Source organism: Paraburkholderia sp. BGA-UO-ETr-F21 (genome assembly GCF_059567925.1).
On the sequence record NZ_JCAQOY010000039.1, the window covers coordinates 348,535 to 364,498 of the forward strand.

Genomic DNA, 15,964 nt, shown 5'->3' on the forward strand with positions numbered 1-15,964 from the left:
ATTCTTTTCGTTGAATGCGTTTAGCGTGCGCGCGACCGCGATTTCATACGTTCTCGTGTGCTTACTCGCGTTCCTCAATTCCCCTACACTGAGTAGGCGCACGGAGAGCTTGGTTCGCATAGCGACGTACTGGTGGCTTACTGTATTCTTCGCTTTTGTAGTTTCTGCATTTGGAGACTTTTATATTAATTCGTACATTAAGTTTCTGTTGATACAGATGTATATTTGCTTGATCTATTGGATGTTTTCAAGTGATGTTTTAAATAGGGTTTCTATGGAATGGGCGTGCCAGTTTTTGATTTATACGCATGCTACATTTTTTATTTTTCAGCTTGCATATTACCTCACCACAGGTCATTTCATTGATTTTGATAATTACGTTCGCGAGACTGACGCAGAGGCGCTTTACGCCACAAAAGCCTTGAATGACAGTTTGATTTCAATTCGAGCTCTCGGTTTGTATTCGGAGCCGTCCTTTTATGCGATGACTGTTGTACCGTGCGGCACTCTTCTTCTGCTGCTGAAGCGCCGAGTGACAATTCCTTCTGTCGTGGCATTTGGCACCGCACTTCTTAGTTTCTCCGTTGCGGCGATGATTATTGTTGCAATGATATGTGCCCTATACGTTATATTTGGCCAAGTTCCGAACAAAATCAGACTCGCCGCGTTTGTTGTCGCACTGCTGAGCATTCCACCCCTCTATCATGTATACGACTTACGCGTAAACCAATCGGTTGATTATGACGCAGTTGCCAGTCGAACTATGGTATTTAACGAGATCGAAAAAAGAGATGTTTTGTCGAATGTGTTCGGAAATGGACTTTTCTGGAACGAACAGAATAATGTAGGGAAAACGCATCTTCGCGGTTTCAATGTTCGTGACAGTTCATTCTATGTCTATATAGTCTTTGCCGCCGGCGGTTTTGGCGCATTAGTTTTTTGTGGAGCGCTACTCTATATGTTCTGGGTAAAAGGTCGTAGGCAATACATATTTTACTTGTTTGCAATTCTCCTGTTCAAATATCACGTTTTATATGGAATGTTCTGGCTAACTGTTCTTATGTTTTTGGTGCTTTCGCGGCAGGTGATCCAGCCGACAGTCTTTCGCTTGCGCAGCTGAGGCTCGCTTGCTCTGTTTCGTGAGATTTGGAGAAGTGGCTTTATAGGTAGGTCTAGCATGAAACATTGGTTCGGGTGTGTCCTGTATCTAGCTTCTGTATTGTCGGCTTGTGGGCAAGTATTGCCCGCTTCGTTAGGCGGAAAGGTGCTCGCATTTAGTCCGGCGTCCACGAAAGTCTATCTTGGGTCACCGTCCATAGTCATTTTGCCTAATGGAAGCTATGTAGCGTCGTATGACACTTTTGGCCCGTCGTCAAATTCTGACACCGCAACTCTACTCGCGTCCTCCGATAAGGGAAAGAACTGGAAAACACTGACGGCTTTGCATGATCAATACTGGTCTTCGCTTTTCGTTCTCAAGGGCTTCCTTTACATAATTGGAACGGATCGAGCGATTGGTAGGCCGGTGATTCGCCGTTCTCAGGACAACGGCGCGACATGGACCACTCCAACTACCGATGCTGCTGGGCGATTCCCAATGCGTGGGCGATACATTACCGGACCGGTCCCGGTTTTAGTCGATCACGGACGTGTCTGGCGCACATTTGAGGTCATCGACGGCGACGACTTGCGCGAAATAGTAATGTCAGCACCATCAGGCGGCGATATCCTTGACACTAGAAACTGGACCGTGTCCACGGAGTTAGCGTCTAACAAAGCGTGGTTAGACGGAAAGTTTCTGTCTTGGGAAGAGGGAAATTTGGTGGAGACCCGTGGGGGACTGCCGGCGGTCCTTCTCCGCGTCAACACGACGGTGGGCCCAGAAAAGGCGGCGGTGATAAATTTTGCGCAGGATCGCCGAACTCTGTCATTTAATCCGGCATCCGGATTTATCGACTTCCCTGGAGGAGGAAAAAAATTCACGGTCCGTTTCGATCCACAAACGCAGCGATACTGGTCGATCACGAATGCAGTGTCGAATGACGATGGGCGAACCAATCTAGAGCGCGTTAGAAATACCCTTGCATTGATTTGGTCGTCGGATTTACGAACTTGGAAAGTGCAGCGGATTTTGCTACAGCACCCTGATCGGTCGCATCACGGATTTCAGTATGCTGATTGGCAATTCGACGGTAAGGACATTGTTTCGGTCATACGCACGGCCTATGATGACGATCACGGCGGCGCCGAGAGCCAGCACAATTCAAACTACATTATGTTCTTGCGAATCCCTAATTTTGCGGAGCCGTGAAGGAGCGTGTCACATCCTGAATAAGGACTCTCCTGCCCGTTCGAGTACAGGACGTCGCCACTTTATTAAACGGTTACGCATGACCCTTCGGGGCCGCTTTGACGTTCATTGTCTGTCTTTGAAGAGATTTCTCAGCTTGCCTATCGCTACGTGGGTCTTGTAATTAAGAGCTTCGCCAGTAAGCGATGAAGCGCGTGACTTTGACGTTAGATGCGAGTTGCCTCTTTGCCTTACCGCGCGATGAGCGAGGACGGTAAAGGCTGTGAAGTGAAGGGATACGCCGCCCAACATTTACCAAGCGGATTTGCCTTTGCGAAAGACGCCGATATCGCTTTGTCTCCGCACTGAATTTTCATTCCGGGAGATATCTCTCCGTCTCAAAACTATCCAGATCCCCCAGCAAATGCTGTATCTGCGAAGCTTGCGTCTCAGTCAACCGGAATTCGCTCTGTATACGCTGAAGCCGCCTCCGCCAATAAGCCGGCTGCAAAACGGGTTCACCGCGAAACGCGCTCAGCGATGGCACCATCACACGCGCCACGTGCGCGATATCTTCATCCATTGTCATGCCATAACCCCGATGACCTCACCATTCATTTAGTAGTGGCCTTGTTCTTGTGTTGCGGGTGGACTGGATCTATCCTGCAGTGTGAGCCGATTGCGGCGGCCATCATCCTACAAAGCCGCAATCTTACGGCCAAGGTTCCTAATGCTTAATGACGCAAGGACTGCCTGACTCAAGTCGAACCGTCACGCGGTTTGTTCGATCCGACATGCACTTGCTGCGCCGCATGATCTGCTGTTTCTCGGAAGCTGGCGAATTCGAGCATCGTGTCAGTGATCTGCATCCGTAAAAAGGTGACTCACTTACGGTTGTCTTGCAATGTGTCCGATGGCGGTGCTTGCTCGATTGGCGTTAGCATTTGCAACTCGTGATTGAGTCGGTTGTGATCAGCGGACCTCGTGAGGCGTCGACGTTGTTTGATCGGAAAGGGTATTAAAACGCAGGCTTCTCTCTAAGACTTCGTCGCTCAATCAAACACTCGCGCCAACCTCGCAAACACCCCATTCCTCGAAATCCACTCCGCGTACTCCCGGTACTCCGGATCATTCATCAAATGCTTTTCTTCCGTCTTAGCCCGCAAGAAATAAAGCATATTCACCGCTAGTAGCGCCGCGCAATGCGTCACGGCCGCTCGCCACCCCAGCGGTTCGACAAACGGCACCGTCACCATCCAGTAAGACAGATTCTTAGCGATATAAGCTGGATGCTTGGTGAACCGATAAGGCCCTGAAGTGATGATCCCGCGATTAGTCAGATTCGAAAACCGCAAGCCAAAAGAAATAGTCGCCAGCGCATAGCACAGCAGCAAAGCAATGATGACCGTACCCCAGACCACCCGCACAACAGGCATTGAAATAAGCCAACTGTCCCAAAACACCGAACCTTCATAGTGAATGTACTGGTTGGAAATCAGCGACCAGAACGGCTGATAACAGATCAGTGCAACGAGCCAACCCAACGTGGTCGGCTCAGCGCTGCGCACGTGACTATCCAGAATGCGCAATGTACACAGGTAACCCACCGTACCGAACATCAGATCCATCGCAAACGACAGGTCGTACATAAACCGGAAAGTCGCAAGCGAAAACGGCGCATTCAGCGCGGTCGTCAACGACGCATTCAGATGGTCCGCATTAGTCGACAGGTAGACGATCATCAGCGGAAGGAAGAACGCCTTCACCATCCACCCGGCCAGCATCTCTCGCACAGGGCGCCAGTTCGCCGGCCGCACGCCGCGAAATAAGAAGCGGGCCCATAGCAGGTACGCGTCGTCGGATTCGCGCTGATGCCGATCCATCCACGCGAAGTAGAAGGGCGTCGCGATCAGCACCCACGGTGCTAGCGTGCCAAGCAGCGACCAGAACGGGTTATAGAAGGCGCCGTGATACTCGGGCAGCAGCCAGTAAAGCGCGCCGATGCCCGCGTACACCGAGGCCAGCGCCGCGAGGCGCAATTCCACGCGCACGATGCTCAGCGGCCGCACCGCGCGACTCGCGAGGCCGGCGCTCGGGCGCAAATAGACTCGCGCGACGAATAGCTCGTAGATTGCGATGGTCGCGATGATCGCCAGACATGCAACGGTGCTACGCGTCGCGCCATCGATCGAACCGCTGTCGCGTAGCAACCAGAGTGTGAGCAATCCGACGCCGATCCCGAGCAAGCCGATTGAAAACGGCGTCGCCGAGCGCGGCCGCGGGTCGTACGTGCGCGCGACCGTATTGAAGGTGGAGTTCATGTCATCCCTCGTAGTCATGACATTGATGGCGGCCGGGCTGTTGGTTTTTTTGCGCCCGGCCGCTGAGCTTGCGTAATGCTTATTTGCCGGCTGTCGCCACGCCACCGAGCAATCCGCCGACTAGGTTCGTCACCGGCGCGAGCGGGTTCTTGCTGGTCGAGCCGCTGCTGCCTGTGCCGCTCGCTGAGCCGCCGGTCAATCCGCTGACAAGACCGGTGAGCGGATTGGCTGGCGTGCTTCCTTGCGAGGCGCCATTGAGTGCGCCCGTCACGCCGCTCGTCAACGAGCCGACCAGAGTGACGACGGGCGCGAGCGGACTGCTCGTGCCGGTCGTCCCACCCAATGAGCCAACCTTGCCGAGGAGCCCTGTGACGGGTGCCAGCAGACCGGCAGCGCCGCCTGTGCCGCTGGAACCTCCGGTAGCGCCGCCCAGCGATCCGAGGTTGCCGATCAGGCCAGTCAACGGCGGAATGGAGACGCCGCCCGAACTACCAGTGCCGCCGAGGCCGCCGAGCGGCCCGAGCAAACCCGTGATCGGCGCGAGCGGATTGGTGGTCGCGCCAGTGAGCAATCCGCCCGCACTCGTCACGGTGTTACCCAATTGGCTCACGATTCCGCCGACATCTTTGCCGACCTGATCACCCGTGGCTCCCGACACTTTCACCCCGGCCCCATTGAGTCCGTTGCCGAGCGTGCCAAGCAGCTTGTCCAGCGGCGTGCCGAGGCCCGTCGCGTTGCCGATGGTCTGCGTCGTGTTGGAGACGGCTAGGGTGATCGGGTTGATCGCGGAACTGAGTCCCGTCTCGAGTTGCTGGACCGGCGCGCTGGAGAGCGTGGTGTTCAATCCCGCTCCGACAGAGCCGACACCGCTGCCCACGCCATCGACAATGCTGCCGAGCGTCGAAGTCACCGGAGAAAGCGGCTTGAGCGGGCCGCTCGAGAGACTCGACACCGCACCGCCAAGTGCGGTGACGGCAGCACCGGCATTCGAGATGACGCCCGTGGTGGAGTTCAGCGTCGGACTGAGCGGATTGGCCGCGCTGCCCAGGGTGCCGAGGCCGGCGGCGGTGCCGTTACCCAGCACCTTCACGCCGTTGCCGAGGTCGGTGAGAGCGGTGCCGACGCCGGCGGTCGTTGCCCCGTTCACGCCAGGAATCGACGTGCCCGTGACCTTGGTGCCGGTATCGGCGACTGTGGTGCCGACGGCCGTGATGAGATTGCTAGCTTGGGTGACGACAGTGCCGATGGGGGTGGAAGAAGTACCCGAGGTGCCGGAAGTGCCCGAGGTGCCCGAGGTGCCCGAGGTGCCCGAGGTGCCCGAGGTGCCGGAGGTGCCGGAGGTGCCGGAGGTGCCGGAGGTGCCGGAAGTACCCGAGGTGCCGGAAGTGCCCGAGGTGCCCGACGTGCCCGACGTGCCCGACGTACCCGACGTACCCGACGTACCCGACGTACCCGACGTACCCGAGGTACCCGAGGTACCCGAGGTACCCGAGGTGCCCGAGGTACCGGAAGTACCCGAAGTACCCGAAGTGCCCGAAGTGCCCGAAGTGCCCGAAGTGCCCGAAGTGCCCGAAGTGCCCGAAGTGCCCGAAGTGCCCGAAGTACCGGAAGTACCGGAAGTACCGGAAGTACCGGAAGTACCGGAAGTACCGGAAGTACCGGAAGTACCGGAAGTACCGGAAGTACCGGAAGTACCAGACGTACCCGAAGTACCGGAAGTACCCGAAGTACCCGAAGTACCCGAAGTACCCGAAGTACCCGAAGTACCCGAAGTACCCGAAGTACCCGAAGTACCCGAAGTACCCGAAGTGCCCGAAGTACCGGAAGTACCGGAAGTACCCGAGGAAGTGCCCGAAGTGCCCCCCAGTCCGCCCCCACCGATACTTGGGGTATGAAGCGTCGATCCGCAACCGTAGAGCGCGAGTAATGTGGATGTCGCAACAGCGATGGCTGTCCGACCGGCAAGTTTCTTCATGATGTCCCCGTAGAACGACTGTTGATAGGGACATTCATGCAAGATGCACGCCAAAGTCTGTTATGCTGCAATATTGTTTTCTGAAAGAATATATATCGAACTATTGTGTAATTAATGAAATATAAACTGAAAAAATGGCCGTTAATTCAACTCGGCAAAACCATGTTCCGCTTGCGTGCTACGTAACGCCGCAGCCCCACGTAACAGTGCAAACCTGCCGTCAATCGATCACGCAGCCAACGCTCACCACGTTCGAAATTCCCTTCGATACAGCTGAAAAAATCATACGGATACCTAAAACAATCAAAGCTGCCGCTGGCCAGAAGCAACGACCGTCGCCCACCCCGGCTATGCCCCCCGAATCAACATACAAAACTATCGAAAACTGTAAGGTCATTCCCAATCTTGATTGAGAATGATTCGCGTTTACGTTAGATTGGCGCCCTGTCCTTTGACAAAACGGAGCGAATCTATGGCTGAGGTGCTTGTCCGGCGAGAGCCTTCAACAGCGATGCCGATAGCGGTTCTCAGCGCCGCAGGCGCCTGTCCCACCGTCTCGCGCCGCACTCGCGCCCACCCGCGCCCGGTGAATTGGGAGAAGGGCACGCTGCTCGACGTGCTAATCGAGCACCGACCGATGCTCGTCAATCTGGCGCGCGGTTTCGTGGGTTGCGCGAGTCTCGCGGAAGACGTGGTGCACGACGTCTTCATCAAGCTGGTCGACTTTCCGGATCAGGACGCGGTGCGGCAACCGGTCGCCTACGTCACGCGCATGGTGCGCAACGCGTCGATCGACGCCTTTCGCCGCCAGAGCCTCGAAAACACCTATCACGCCGACGAAGACGACGGCCTGCACGTGCCATCACCGGAACCCTCGCCGGAAGCCGCGCTGCTCGTAAGGGACACGCTGCGGCATGTCTACAACGCGCTCGAGCAACTGCCGCCGCGCAGCCGCGCCGCATTCGAAATGGTGCGTCTGTGCGAAGAAACGCTGCAAAGCACGGCGCGCGCACTCGACGTCTCGCAAACGCTGGTGCATTTCATGGTGCGCGACGCCGAGAAGCATTGCGCCGATTGCCTCGACGCCTGCAATCGCGGCGAGGCGGGTCCCGCGTTTTGCAGTGGCCGCGCGCGTCGGCGGTAAAAAAGCGCGCACTCCAAACGTCAACTGAATAGAAGCGGTGCGCGCGCAACACGCGGACACCGCTGTGCCGGGACATGCGAGCGCACTGTCCGGGCGCCTTCTGACCTTTCATCGACTGAGCCTTTCATCATGACGCAAGCACAGCAGACCTCCAGCACGGCAGCAGGCGAGGCGGACGACCTCGCCTACACGGTCGTCATCAACGACGAAGAGCAGTACTCGATCTGGCCGACATTCCGCGACGTGCCGGCCGGCTGGCGCGAAGTGGGCGTGAGTGGTCCGAAAGCCGAATGCCTCGCGCACATCGAGACGGTATGGACTGACATGCGTCCTGCCAGCTTGCGCAGCCACATGGACGGAACGGCGTAAAGCGCGCGCAGCGAAATCCGGCAGCCTCGGGCATGCGCCCGGCCACGCCGCTCCAGCAAAAGGATTCAGAGTATGACCATGCTTTCCATGCCGCTGCCCACGCTCGCCGATCTATCGATCGAGCCCGGTCTGCCGACTATCGTCTCGCCGCGCGCGGGCGCCGCGATTTCATTGGAGGAAGCGGCGCCGCTGCTGCGCGCGATAGTCGACGACACGCTTGAGCGCGCGGGCGGTGTTCTGTTCACCGGTTTTCACGTGGGCTCGATCGACGCGTTTCAACGTTTCGCGGGATCGTTCGGGCATCCGCTGATCGGCTATGAATTCGCATCGACGCCGCGCAGCCAGGTGGAGGGCGCGGTTTACACGTCGACGGAATATCCGCCGCATCGCTCGATTCCTTTGCATAACGAACAGTCGTACACGCGCGAATGGCCGTTGCGTATCTGGTTTCACTGCGCGCTGGCTGCACGCTCAGGCGGCGCGACGCCGATCGCCGATAGCCGTGCGATCTACCGTGCGCTCGATCCGTCGCTAGTCGAGCGCTTTACGAAGCGTGAACTGCTCTATGTGCGCAATTTCGGGCAAGGGCTCGATCTGCCCTGGGAGCAGGCGTTCGGTTCGGACGACCCGCGCACGGTCGAGCAGATTTGCCGCGCGCGTGGCATCGAGTGCGAATGGCGCGATAGCGAAGACGGCGAACTGCTGCTGCGCACGCGCGAGCGTTGCCAGGCGGTAGCGCGTCATCCACGCACCGGCGAGCAAGTCTGGTTCAATCAGGCGAACCTGTTCCACCTTTCGTCGCTCGATGAAGACATGCAGGAGGCGTTGATCGACTCAGTCGGCCTGGAAAACGTGCCGCGCAACGTCTATTACGGCGACGGCGAACCGCTCGAAGCGGACGCACTGGCGGAGATCCGCGGCGTGCTCGATCAGCAACGTATCGTGTTTCCGTGGCTGACCGGCGACGTGCTGATGCTCGACAACATGCTCACCGCGCATGCTCGCGATCCGTTCGAAGGGCCACGCAAAGTCGTGGTGGCGATGTCAAGAAGCTATAGCGAAGCCGAAGGCGAAAAACGGATGGCTTCGCAATGACGAAATCGCAGGGCGTGGCGCTCGCGGCGCATTCGCTGACGGTCGGCTATCGCGATCACGTCGTGCTCCACGGTCTGAACCTGAACATCGCGGCCGGCCGCGTCACGGCGTTGTGCGGGCCGAACGGCTGCGGCAAAAGCACGCTGTTGCGCACGCTCGCCGGTTTGCAACCGGCCTTGTCCGGCAGTGTCGATGTCAACGGCGTGCCGCTCGCTTCGCACGGGCGCCGTGTACTCGCCCGTACGCTCACCATGCTCGCGCAGTTCAACCAGATTCCTTCGGGCCTCACCGTACGCGAGTTGGTCGCGTACGGCCGGTACGCGCACGGCGGCTGGCTGCGCGGACTGTCGCGCGCCGACCACGCGGCGATCGACGAGGCGCTCGCGACCAGCGGACTCGCGGCCGACGCCGCGCGTGACGTCGCCGCGCTCTCGGGCGGCGAAAGGCAACGCGCGTGGATTGCGATGGCGCTGGCACAGCAGGCGCCGATCGTGCTGCTCGACGAGCCGACTACGTATCTCGACATCCATCATCAACTGGACATTCTGCGCGAATTGCGCCGATTGAATCGAACGCGCGGCCTCACGATCGTGTGGGTGCTCCACGATCTCAACCAGGCCGCAGCCTATAGCGACGAAATCGTGCTGATGCGCGCCGGCCGCATCGTTGCGCAAGGGTCGCCCGATGCCATGCTCGACCCGCGCCACCTGAACGAAACCTTCAGTGTGCCGATGCTCAAGATCGCGCATCCGCAAACGGGCGCGCCGATGTGCGTGCCGGCGTATGACGGCGATGCAGTGGATATCGCCAGCGCCTCCGCCTCACTTCCTGAAGAAGCCACGAGCAAGGACCTCGCCGCATGACGACGCTGGCAGCGCGCAAACGCATGCGCCGCAATGCGCCGGCGCTCAACAGCTACCGTGCGCCCGTCAAAAGCCGCGTCACCACGATCGCCGCCGCGCTAGTCGCGTTGATCGTCGTCGTGTCTGTGATGCGTGTCGCGCCCGGTTTTCGCGCATGGTTCTCCGCGCCGGTAGGCAGCGACGCCGCGCAGCTCGCCGGCATTCTGCTGTTCGACCTGAGTGTGTCGCGCATTCTAGCGGCGCTGGTGGCAGGCGGCTGCCTCGCAGTGGCGGGCACGTTGTTCCAGTCGCTGACACGCAATCCGCTGGCTTCGCCGGATCTTCTCGGCATTACCGGCGGCGCGCAGCTCGGCTTGCTCGCCGCGATGCTGGTGCCGTCGCTGGCCGGCGTGGCATCCGTGCCGCTGCTGTTCGCATGCGGTCTCGGCGCGGCGGCGTGCGTGGCCGCGGCCGCGGGCGCGGGCGGCTGGCGCGCGACGCCGTTGCGGCTCGTTCTTGCCGGCAGCGTCTGCATGCTGCTGTTCTCCGCGCTGACCACGCTGATTCTTGCGTTCTTCGAGCAGAGCATCGTCGGCGTGTCGTTGTGGGCGAGCGGCAGTCTGTATCAACCTGGCGCGGCCGGGTTGAAGATCGCGGCAACCTGGCTCGTGCTGCCGCTGATCGCGTTGCCGTTCGTGATTCGCCCGCTCGATCCGCTCGCCCTCGGCGACGAAGCCGCCGCGGCGGCCGGCGTTCGCGTGGATGCCACGCGGCTCGCGGCGATGGTGGTGGCGGTGGGCTTCGCGAGCGTCGCGGTCAGTGTCGCCGGACCGCTCTCGTATGTCGGCCTGATCGCACCCAATCTGCTGCGGCAGATACGCGGCGCGAAGTCTTCGAGGCTGGCCGCGCTCGTACCCTTGTCCGCGCTGGTCGGCGGCACGCTGGTGCTCGTCACCGATAGCGCCGTGCAGGCGCTCGATCTCGACGCAACCCTTTCGACCGGCGTCGCGATTGCCTTTGTCGGCACGCCTTTGATGCTGGCGATGATCCGGAGCGGCGCCGCGTGGTCGGGCGCATTGCATGCCGGTCATGACCGCGCCGTCGCACGAACTGGCACGCGCCTCGTGCGCATTGTTGATAGGTGGCCCTGGCCGCTGACGGCAAGCATATTAGTGCTGCTCGGCATCGCGATCGTGTGTGCGGGCGCGTCGTTCGGCCCGACGACGATCGGTGTGCAACGTTGGCTCGCCGCCTTCGATCATCGCGACGAGCTGGCGAGAATGCTGCTCGATCTGCGTCTGCCGCGCCTTATCTGCGCATTGCTGGCGGGGGCGCTGCTCGCCGCGAGCGGCGTACTGATGCAAAGCATCGTACGCAATCCGCTCGCCGGTCCGGAAGTGCTGGGCGTGACGCAAGGCGCGGGCCTTGCAACGCTCGCGGCGCTCGTCATGTGGCCGCTCGCGGCACATTCGACGCTGGCCGTCGCGTCGCTTGCGGGCGGCGGCATCACGTTGGCCTTGACCCTCGTGCTGAATCGCCGGCATCGCTATGCGCCGCTCGCGGTTGCGCTCACGGGTATCGTGATCGGCACGCTGTGGACGACACTGTCGCAATGGCTCATCACCCAGCAAAGCGTGCAGCCCGCGCGCTTCGTGGTGTGGTTGGTCGGTGGCACGTACGGGCGCAGCTGGGGCGAAGTGACGACGCTGCTGCCGTGGTGCGTGCTGGCCGTGCCGGTGTTCGCACTGCTCGCGCGTCCGCTCGATCTGCTCGCCTTGGGCGACGATCAGGCCGCCTCGCTCGGTTTGCCGATTGGCGTGCTGCGTCCGCTGGTGCTGACCGTGGCGACGCTGGCTGCGTGCGCGGCGGTGGCCGCGGTGGGGCCGGTTGGTTTCATCGGTTTGATGGCGCCGCATCTGGCGTCGATGCTCGGCGCGCGTGCTCATCGCACGCGCTTATGGCTGGCTGCGGCGTGCGGCGCACTGGTGCTGGTCGTGGCCGATATCGCCGCGCGCACGTTGCTGGCACCGCGCGAAATTCCCGCGGGTGTGCTGACCGCATTGATCGGTGCGCCTTATCTGCTTGCGCTATTGATCGTGGAGGCGCGTCGCGAGAAGCGGGGCAAACGGTGATGCGGCAACCTGTGCATGACGAGCGAGCGCGCTGCTTTGCGGGCTTCGCGCCGGAGTCGATCGCGCATTATCTCGAGCATGTGTGGCTCGGTACGCCGAACGTGGTCGATGAACCCGCACTCGCCGTTGACCCGACCGCTGGGCTGACCGTGATCGCTGTTAGTGAACTGGCCAACCATCGCACGGAATTGCTCGATGCGATGGTCAAGCTATACGGCGGCGAGCGCGAAACGCATGCACGCGCGTTGCTGTCGCAATGGACCAAGTACTACTTCGGTTTCACCGCGACCGCGGGATTCGTCGCGGCGGCGTTGCTGCGCAGGCCGCTCGTCATGTCGCCGGATAAAACGCATGTCGTGCTGCGCGACGGCCTTCCCATCGCCGCGTATTTCGCATGCGATGCACTGCAGCCCGTCGAATGTGAACCTGCTCGCCGATATGCGCCGCTCGTCGAGCACTTGAATGCGGTGATCGAGACACTGTGCGCGCTGACCCGAATCGCGCCGCGCGTTTTGTGGAGCAATGCAGGCAATCTGCTGGACTACCTGTTCGAACAGTGCGCGCCGCAATTCGATTTGAGCGACGACATGGCATGGCTGTTCGGTCCGCTTGGTGCCAATGGCGAGGCCAATCCGCTACGTCTGCCGGTGCGTCAGGCAAAGCCGCGCGCCGCCAGTTTGCCGAACCCGTTCAGCGCACGGCGCGTGTGCTGTGTACGTTATGAAATTCCCGGAGAGACGCAACTGTGCGGACGCTGCCCCCTGCTATTGACAATGAGCGATGCGGAGATCGCATTGCAGACCGCGTCACGATGACGAGGCTGGCGGCGTCGGCGCCCAAGCCACGTCATGCGAATAAAATCCCGCGTTTCAGGCAGCTTTGCGTGACCGCCGCTGTGGCGGCAACGTTGTTTTCCAACTCGTATGTGTTCGCACAAAGCACTAGCACTGCCGCGGCCGCAACGAAAACAGGCCTCGCAACTCGCGCGACCAACCCGAAAACACAGCAGGAAGCCTGCACGCCGTTGGCCGACAATCCGATCGTTTCGCAATCGAGTCCGACGTTGCCCGCACAGCCAAAGCGTATCGTCGTGCTCGAATTCATGTTCGCCGAAGACCTCGCGGCAGTCGGCATCACGCCGGTCGGCATGGCCGATCCCGAGTATTACCCGGTGTGGATCGGCTACGACAACGCGCGCCTCGCGTCGGTGCCCGACATCGGCACACGGCAGGAGCCGAGCCTCGAAGCGATCGCAGCAGTCAAACCCGATCTGATCCTCGGCGTCGGTTTGCGCCATGCGCCGATCTTCGCGGCCCTTGAACGCATCGCGCCGACCGTACTGTTCAAATACGGCCCGAACTTCACCGAAGACGGCGCCCACGTCACGCAACTCGATTGGAGCCGCAAGATTCTGCGCACCATCGGTTGCCTGACCGGACGCGAAGAGGCGGCGCGTGCCGTCGAGGCGAAGGTCGATACCGGGTTCGCCCGCGACGCCCAGCGCCTTGCCGAAGCCGGCCGCCGTGGCGAACAGGTGGCCTGGTTGCAGGAATTGGGCTTGCCGGACCGCTACTGGGCGTTTACGGGCAACAGCACGGCGGCGGGTGTCGCGCAAGCGCTCGGACTCGATCCGTGGCCCGCCGAAGCGACACGCGAAGGCACTGCATACGTGAGTTCGGAAGACCTATTGAAGAAGCCGGCGCTGACCGTGCTGTTCGTCAGCGCGACTGGAAAAGATGTCCCGCTCGCCACCAAACTCGATTCACCGATCTGGCGTTTCGTGCCGGCTCGCAGTTCGGGGCGCGTTGGGCTTGTCGAGCGCAATATCTGGGGATTTGGTGGACCGATGTCGGCGTTGCGGCTCGCCGATACGATGACGGACATGCTGTTGTCCTTGCCGAAGCCCGCAGTAAAGAAGTAAGCGACCCACGCTCCAGCAAGCAGAGCGCAGAAAAAACAGCGCTCTGCTTGCAGATCTCTCACTTCATCATCCCATCGTACCGTTGGCCGCTGCCGGGCTCAGCACCGCCTGTGCCGAACCATGCGTCTCGCTGACGATACTGCCGTTTTCCAGCTTCAACACCCGGTCCGCGAGGTGGAAGTAACGGTCGTCGTGACTGATCACCAGCACTGTCTTGCCGCGTGAACGCAACTCCGGCAACAGTTGCTCATAGAACACTGCTTTGAATTGCGGATCCTGATCCGCCGCCCATTCGTCGAACAGATAAAACGGCCGGTCTTCCAGATACGCGACCACCAGTGCCAGGCGTTTGCGTTGTCCTGTGGAAAGCGCTCGCGTGGAGAATGCGCCGTTCACGACCTGCACCTTGTGATCGAGCGCGAGCTTCGCGACCAGCGCGTTGGCTCGGGCATCCTCCTGCGCGCGCGAGGCGTCGTTCGGATCGACGATGCCGAGCAGCGCGTCGAAAAGATGAAAATCGTTGAATACGGCGGTGAAACGCTGGCGATATGCGGCGCGTTCCGCAAAGCCGACCGGCTTGCCGTCCAGTTCAATCGTGCCGTCTTCGGGTTCGTAGAGGCCGGTCAGCACTTTTGCGAGCGTGGTCTTGCCACTGCCGTTGCCGCCCACGATGAACACCAGTTCGCCCGGCCTGAAGGTCAGATTGACCGGCCCGACGCGGAACATCCGCTCATCGCGCTCGTGGAAGTACGAGTGTGTGACATTGCTGAGCGTGAGCGTGCGATACGGCGCATGCGAAGCGTTTTCGTCGGGCGGCGGCGAGATGCGCAGCGCGCCGAATTCAGCCATCACTTTCTCGATGCGATCGAGCGAAACGCGCGCGGCGTTCAGCGTCGGCACATTGTTGAGCAGGCCGTCCAGCGGCAGCAGCATGAACAGGAACACGACCACGTAGCCCGATGCGGACGGCGCGTCGGCATGCACGCCGAGCGCCGGCCAGAACGCCGCAACGCCGAGAAACACGTAGAACAGGAACACGATCCAGCCGACCCCGACCGCATAGGCGCTGAACGCCCGGCGCCGATGATCGCGTACTTCGTCGATCGCGGAGCCGAGCTGGCCGTCCACGAATTGACGCGAACGCGCCTGGTGCAGCTTCAGTTCCTTCGCGCCGGTGAAGAGCGCGCCGAGGTAGCCGAACAGCTTGTCCTGAGAGCGGCCCGCGGCTTCGAGCGAGGCGATCGCGCGCTTGTCGCCGGCGTGATAGCCGAGCGAGCCGACCAGGATCGCGGCGAGCGCGAGCAGGCAGACCGGCCACGATAGCCACGCGAGATAACCCAGGCAACCGAACACGATCGAGCCGTGCATCACGAGATTGGGCAACGCGAAGAACAGCATCGAGACGTTGGTGGCGTCGTCGGTCAGCACGGATTGGACGGGCGCCGCGCCGATCCGCTCGACATCGCGCAACTCGGCTTCGGCCACACGCCGCGCGACATGTTCGCGCAACTGCGCCATCGTGTCTTGCGAAAGGCGCGCGAACAGCACGCCGGTGATGACACGCGTGACGAGTGCGATCACCGCGCACAACGCGAAGCGCATGGCGAGCGACATATCGGCGGCGCCCGCTTGCGACAGCGCGCGGCTCAAGGTGGCAACGAGCAGCACACTGGCGATGCCGTTCAGCACGCAGGCGCTCAACGCGATCGCGAACGAACCGCGAGAGCGCTTGAGCAGCGCCACGATCAGGCGCATGGCGGGCTTGGCCGCGGAACCGGAGGGAGAGGAAGAAGACGAGGGTGGCGCGTCGTAGCGCTCGTTGGCAGCGGTCATCGGCAAGGTATCGCAGTGGGTCGCAATGGATCGGTAAATCGC

12 protein-coding genes are annotated in these 15,964 nt (G+C 60.7%); 9 read left to right on the top strand and 3 right to left on the bottom strand.

Annotated elements, in window-relative coordinates; all coding sequences use genetic code 11:
- The first annotated feature begins 241 nt into the window (after positions 1–241).
- On the top strand, positions 242–1,120 hold the full coding sequence (locus AC57B1_RS31095; RefSeq protein WP_496419617.1) for a hypothetical protein: 879 nt from the start codon (positions 242–244) through the stop codon (positions 1,118–1,120).
- 57 nt (positions 1,121–1,177) lie between these two features.
- Complete coding sequence (locus tag AC57B1_RS31100; RefSeq protein WP_496419618.1) at positions 1,178–2,311, top strand: sialidase family protein; 1,134 nt, start codon at positions 1,178–1,180, stop codon at positions 2,309–2,311.
- Positions 2,312–3,342: 1,031 nt separating this feature from the next.
- Here AC57B1_RS31100 and AC57B1_RS31105 read toward each other — a convergent pair.
- Positions 3,343–4,611 (bottom strand): isoprenylcysteine carboxylmethyltransferase family protein, encoded by a 1,269-nt coding sequence (locus AC57B1_RS31105; protein ID WP_496419619.1) that lies wholly within the window; start codon positions 4,609–4,611, stop codon positions 3,343–3,345.
- Positions 4,612–4,690: 79 nt separating this feature from the next.
- The gene (locus AC57B1_RS31110) at positions 4,691–6,586 is read right to left on the bottom strand and encodes a collagen-like triple helix repeat-containing protein (RefSeq protein ID WP_496419784.1); all 1,896 of its coding nucleotides are present in this window, start codon (positions 6,584–6,586) and stop codon (positions 4,691–4,693) included.
- Positions 6,587–7,058: 472 nt separating this feature from the next.
- On the opposite strand from AC57B1_RS31110, the gene AC57B1_RS31115 reads away from it, so the two are divergent.
- The 7 genes from AC57B1_RS31115 to AC57B1_RS31145 all read left to right on the top strand — a co-directional run bounded on the left by AC57B1_RS31115 (position 7,059) and on the right by AC57B1_RS31145 (position 14,089).
- Complete coding sequence (locus tag AC57B1_RS31115; RefSeq protein WP_496419620.1) at positions 7,059–7,730, top strand: RNA polymerase factor sigma-70; 672 nt, start codon at positions 7,059–7,061, stop codon at positions 7,728–7,730.
- Between the two features lie 129 nt (positions 7,731–7,859).
- Positions 7,860–8,099, top strand: coding sequence for an MbtH family protein (locus tag AC57B1_RS31120; RefSeq protein ID WP_496419621.1), 240 nt, complete (start codon positions 7,860–7,862; stop codon positions 8,097–8,099).
- A 72-nt stretch (positions 8,100–8,171) separates the two neighbouring features.
- Positions 8,172–9,194, top strand: coding sequence for a TauD/TfdA family dioxygenase (locus AC57B1_RS31125; RefSeq protein WP_408341950.1), 1,023 nt, complete (start codon positions 8,172–8,174; stop codon positions 9,192–9,194).
- Complete coding sequence (locus AC57B1_RS31130; protein ID WP_496419622.1) at positions 9,191–10,057, top strand: ABC transporter ATP-binding protein; 867 nt, start codon at positions 9,191–9,193, stop codon at positions 10,055–10,057. Before AC57B1_RS31125 ends, AC57B1_RS31130 begins: the two co-directional genes overlap by 4 nt.
- Entirely contained in the window at positions 10,054–12,168 is a 2,115-nt protein-coding gene (fhuB, locus tag AC57B1_RS31135) for a Fe(3+)-hydroxamate ABC transporter permease FhuB (protein WP_496419623.1), read from the top strand. The genes AC57B1_RS31130 and fhuB overlap by 4 nt, the downstream gene beginning before the upstream one ends.
- Positions 12,168–12,983, top strand: a complete 816-nt coding sequence (gene fhuF / locus AC57B1_RS31140) for a siderophore-iron reductase FhuF (RefSeq protein WP_408342719.1) — start codon at positions 12,168–12,170, stop codon at positions 12,981–12,983. Before fhuB ends, fhuF begins: the two co-directional genes overlap by 1 nt.
- A 68-nt stretch (positions 12,984–13,051) precedes the next feature.
- Positions 13,052–14,089, top strand: coding sequence for an ABC transporter substrate-binding protein (locus tag AC57B1_RS31145; RefSeq protein ID WP_496419624.1), 1,038 nt, complete (start codon positions 13,052–13,054; stop codon positions 14,087–14,089).
- 66 nt (positions 14,090–14,155) lie between these two features.
- Here AC57B1_RS31145 and AC57B1_RS31150 read toward each other — a convergent pair whose 3' ends face one another.
- Positions 14,156–15,922, bottom strand: coding sequence for a cyclic peptide export ABC transporter (locus tag AC57B1_RS31150; RefSeq protein WP_408341958.1), 1,767 nt, complete (start codon positions 15,920–15,922; stop codon positions 14,156–14,158).
- Positions 15,923–15,964 lie beyond the last annotated feature (42 nt).

What these genes read in the sequence shown, in the direction of transcription:
- AC57B1_RS31110 (WP_496419784.1), bottom strand. Translation starts at nt 6,586, where the DNA reads ATGAAGAAACTTGCCGGTCGGACAGCCATCGCTGTTGCGACATCCACA.
- AC57B1_RS31095 (WP_496419617.1), top strand. Translation starts at nt 242, where the DNA reads ATGTTTTCAAGTGATGTTTTAAATAGGGTTTCTATGGAATGGGCGTGC.
- AC57B1_RS31125 (WP_408341950.1), top strand. Translation starts at nt 8,172, where the DNA reads ATGACCATGCTTTCCATGCCGCTGCCCACGCTCGCCGATCTATCGATC.
- AC57B1_RS31100 (WP_496419618.1), top strand. Translation starts at nt 1,178, where the DNA reads ATGAAACATTGGTTCGGGTGTGTCCTGTATCTAGCTTCTGTATTGTCG.
- AC57B1_RS31105 (WP_496419619.1), bottom strand. Translation starts at nt 4,611, where the DNA reads ATGAACTCCACCTTCAATACGGTCGCGCGCACGTACGACCCGCGGCCG.
- AC57B1_RS31150 (WP_408341958.1), bottom strand. Translation starts at nt 15,922, where the DNA reads ATGACCGCTGCCAACGAGCGCTACGACGCGCCACCCTCGTCTTCTTCC.
- fhuB (WP_496419623.1), top strand. Translation starts at nt 10,054, where the DNA reads ATGACGACGCTGGCAGCGCGCAAACGCATGCGCCGCAATGCGCCGGCG.
- AC57B1_RS31120 (WP_496419621.1), top strand. Translation starts at nt 7,860, where the DNA reads ATGACGCAAGCACAGCAGACCTCCAGCACGGCAGCAGGCGAGGCGGAC.
- fhuF (WP_408342719.1), top strand. Translation starts at nt 12,168, where the DNA reads ATGCGGCAACCTGTGCATGACGAGCGAGCGCGCTGCTTTGCGGGCTTC.
- AC57B1_RS31130 (WP_496419622.1), top strand. Translation starts at nt 9,191, where the DNA reads ATGACGAAATCGCAGGGCGTGGCGCTCGCGGCGCATTCGCTGACGGTC.
- AC57B1_RS31115 (WP_496419620.1), top strand. Translation starts at nt 7,059, where the DNA reads ATGGCTGAGGTGCTTGTCCGGCGAGAGCCTTCAACAGCGATGCCGATA.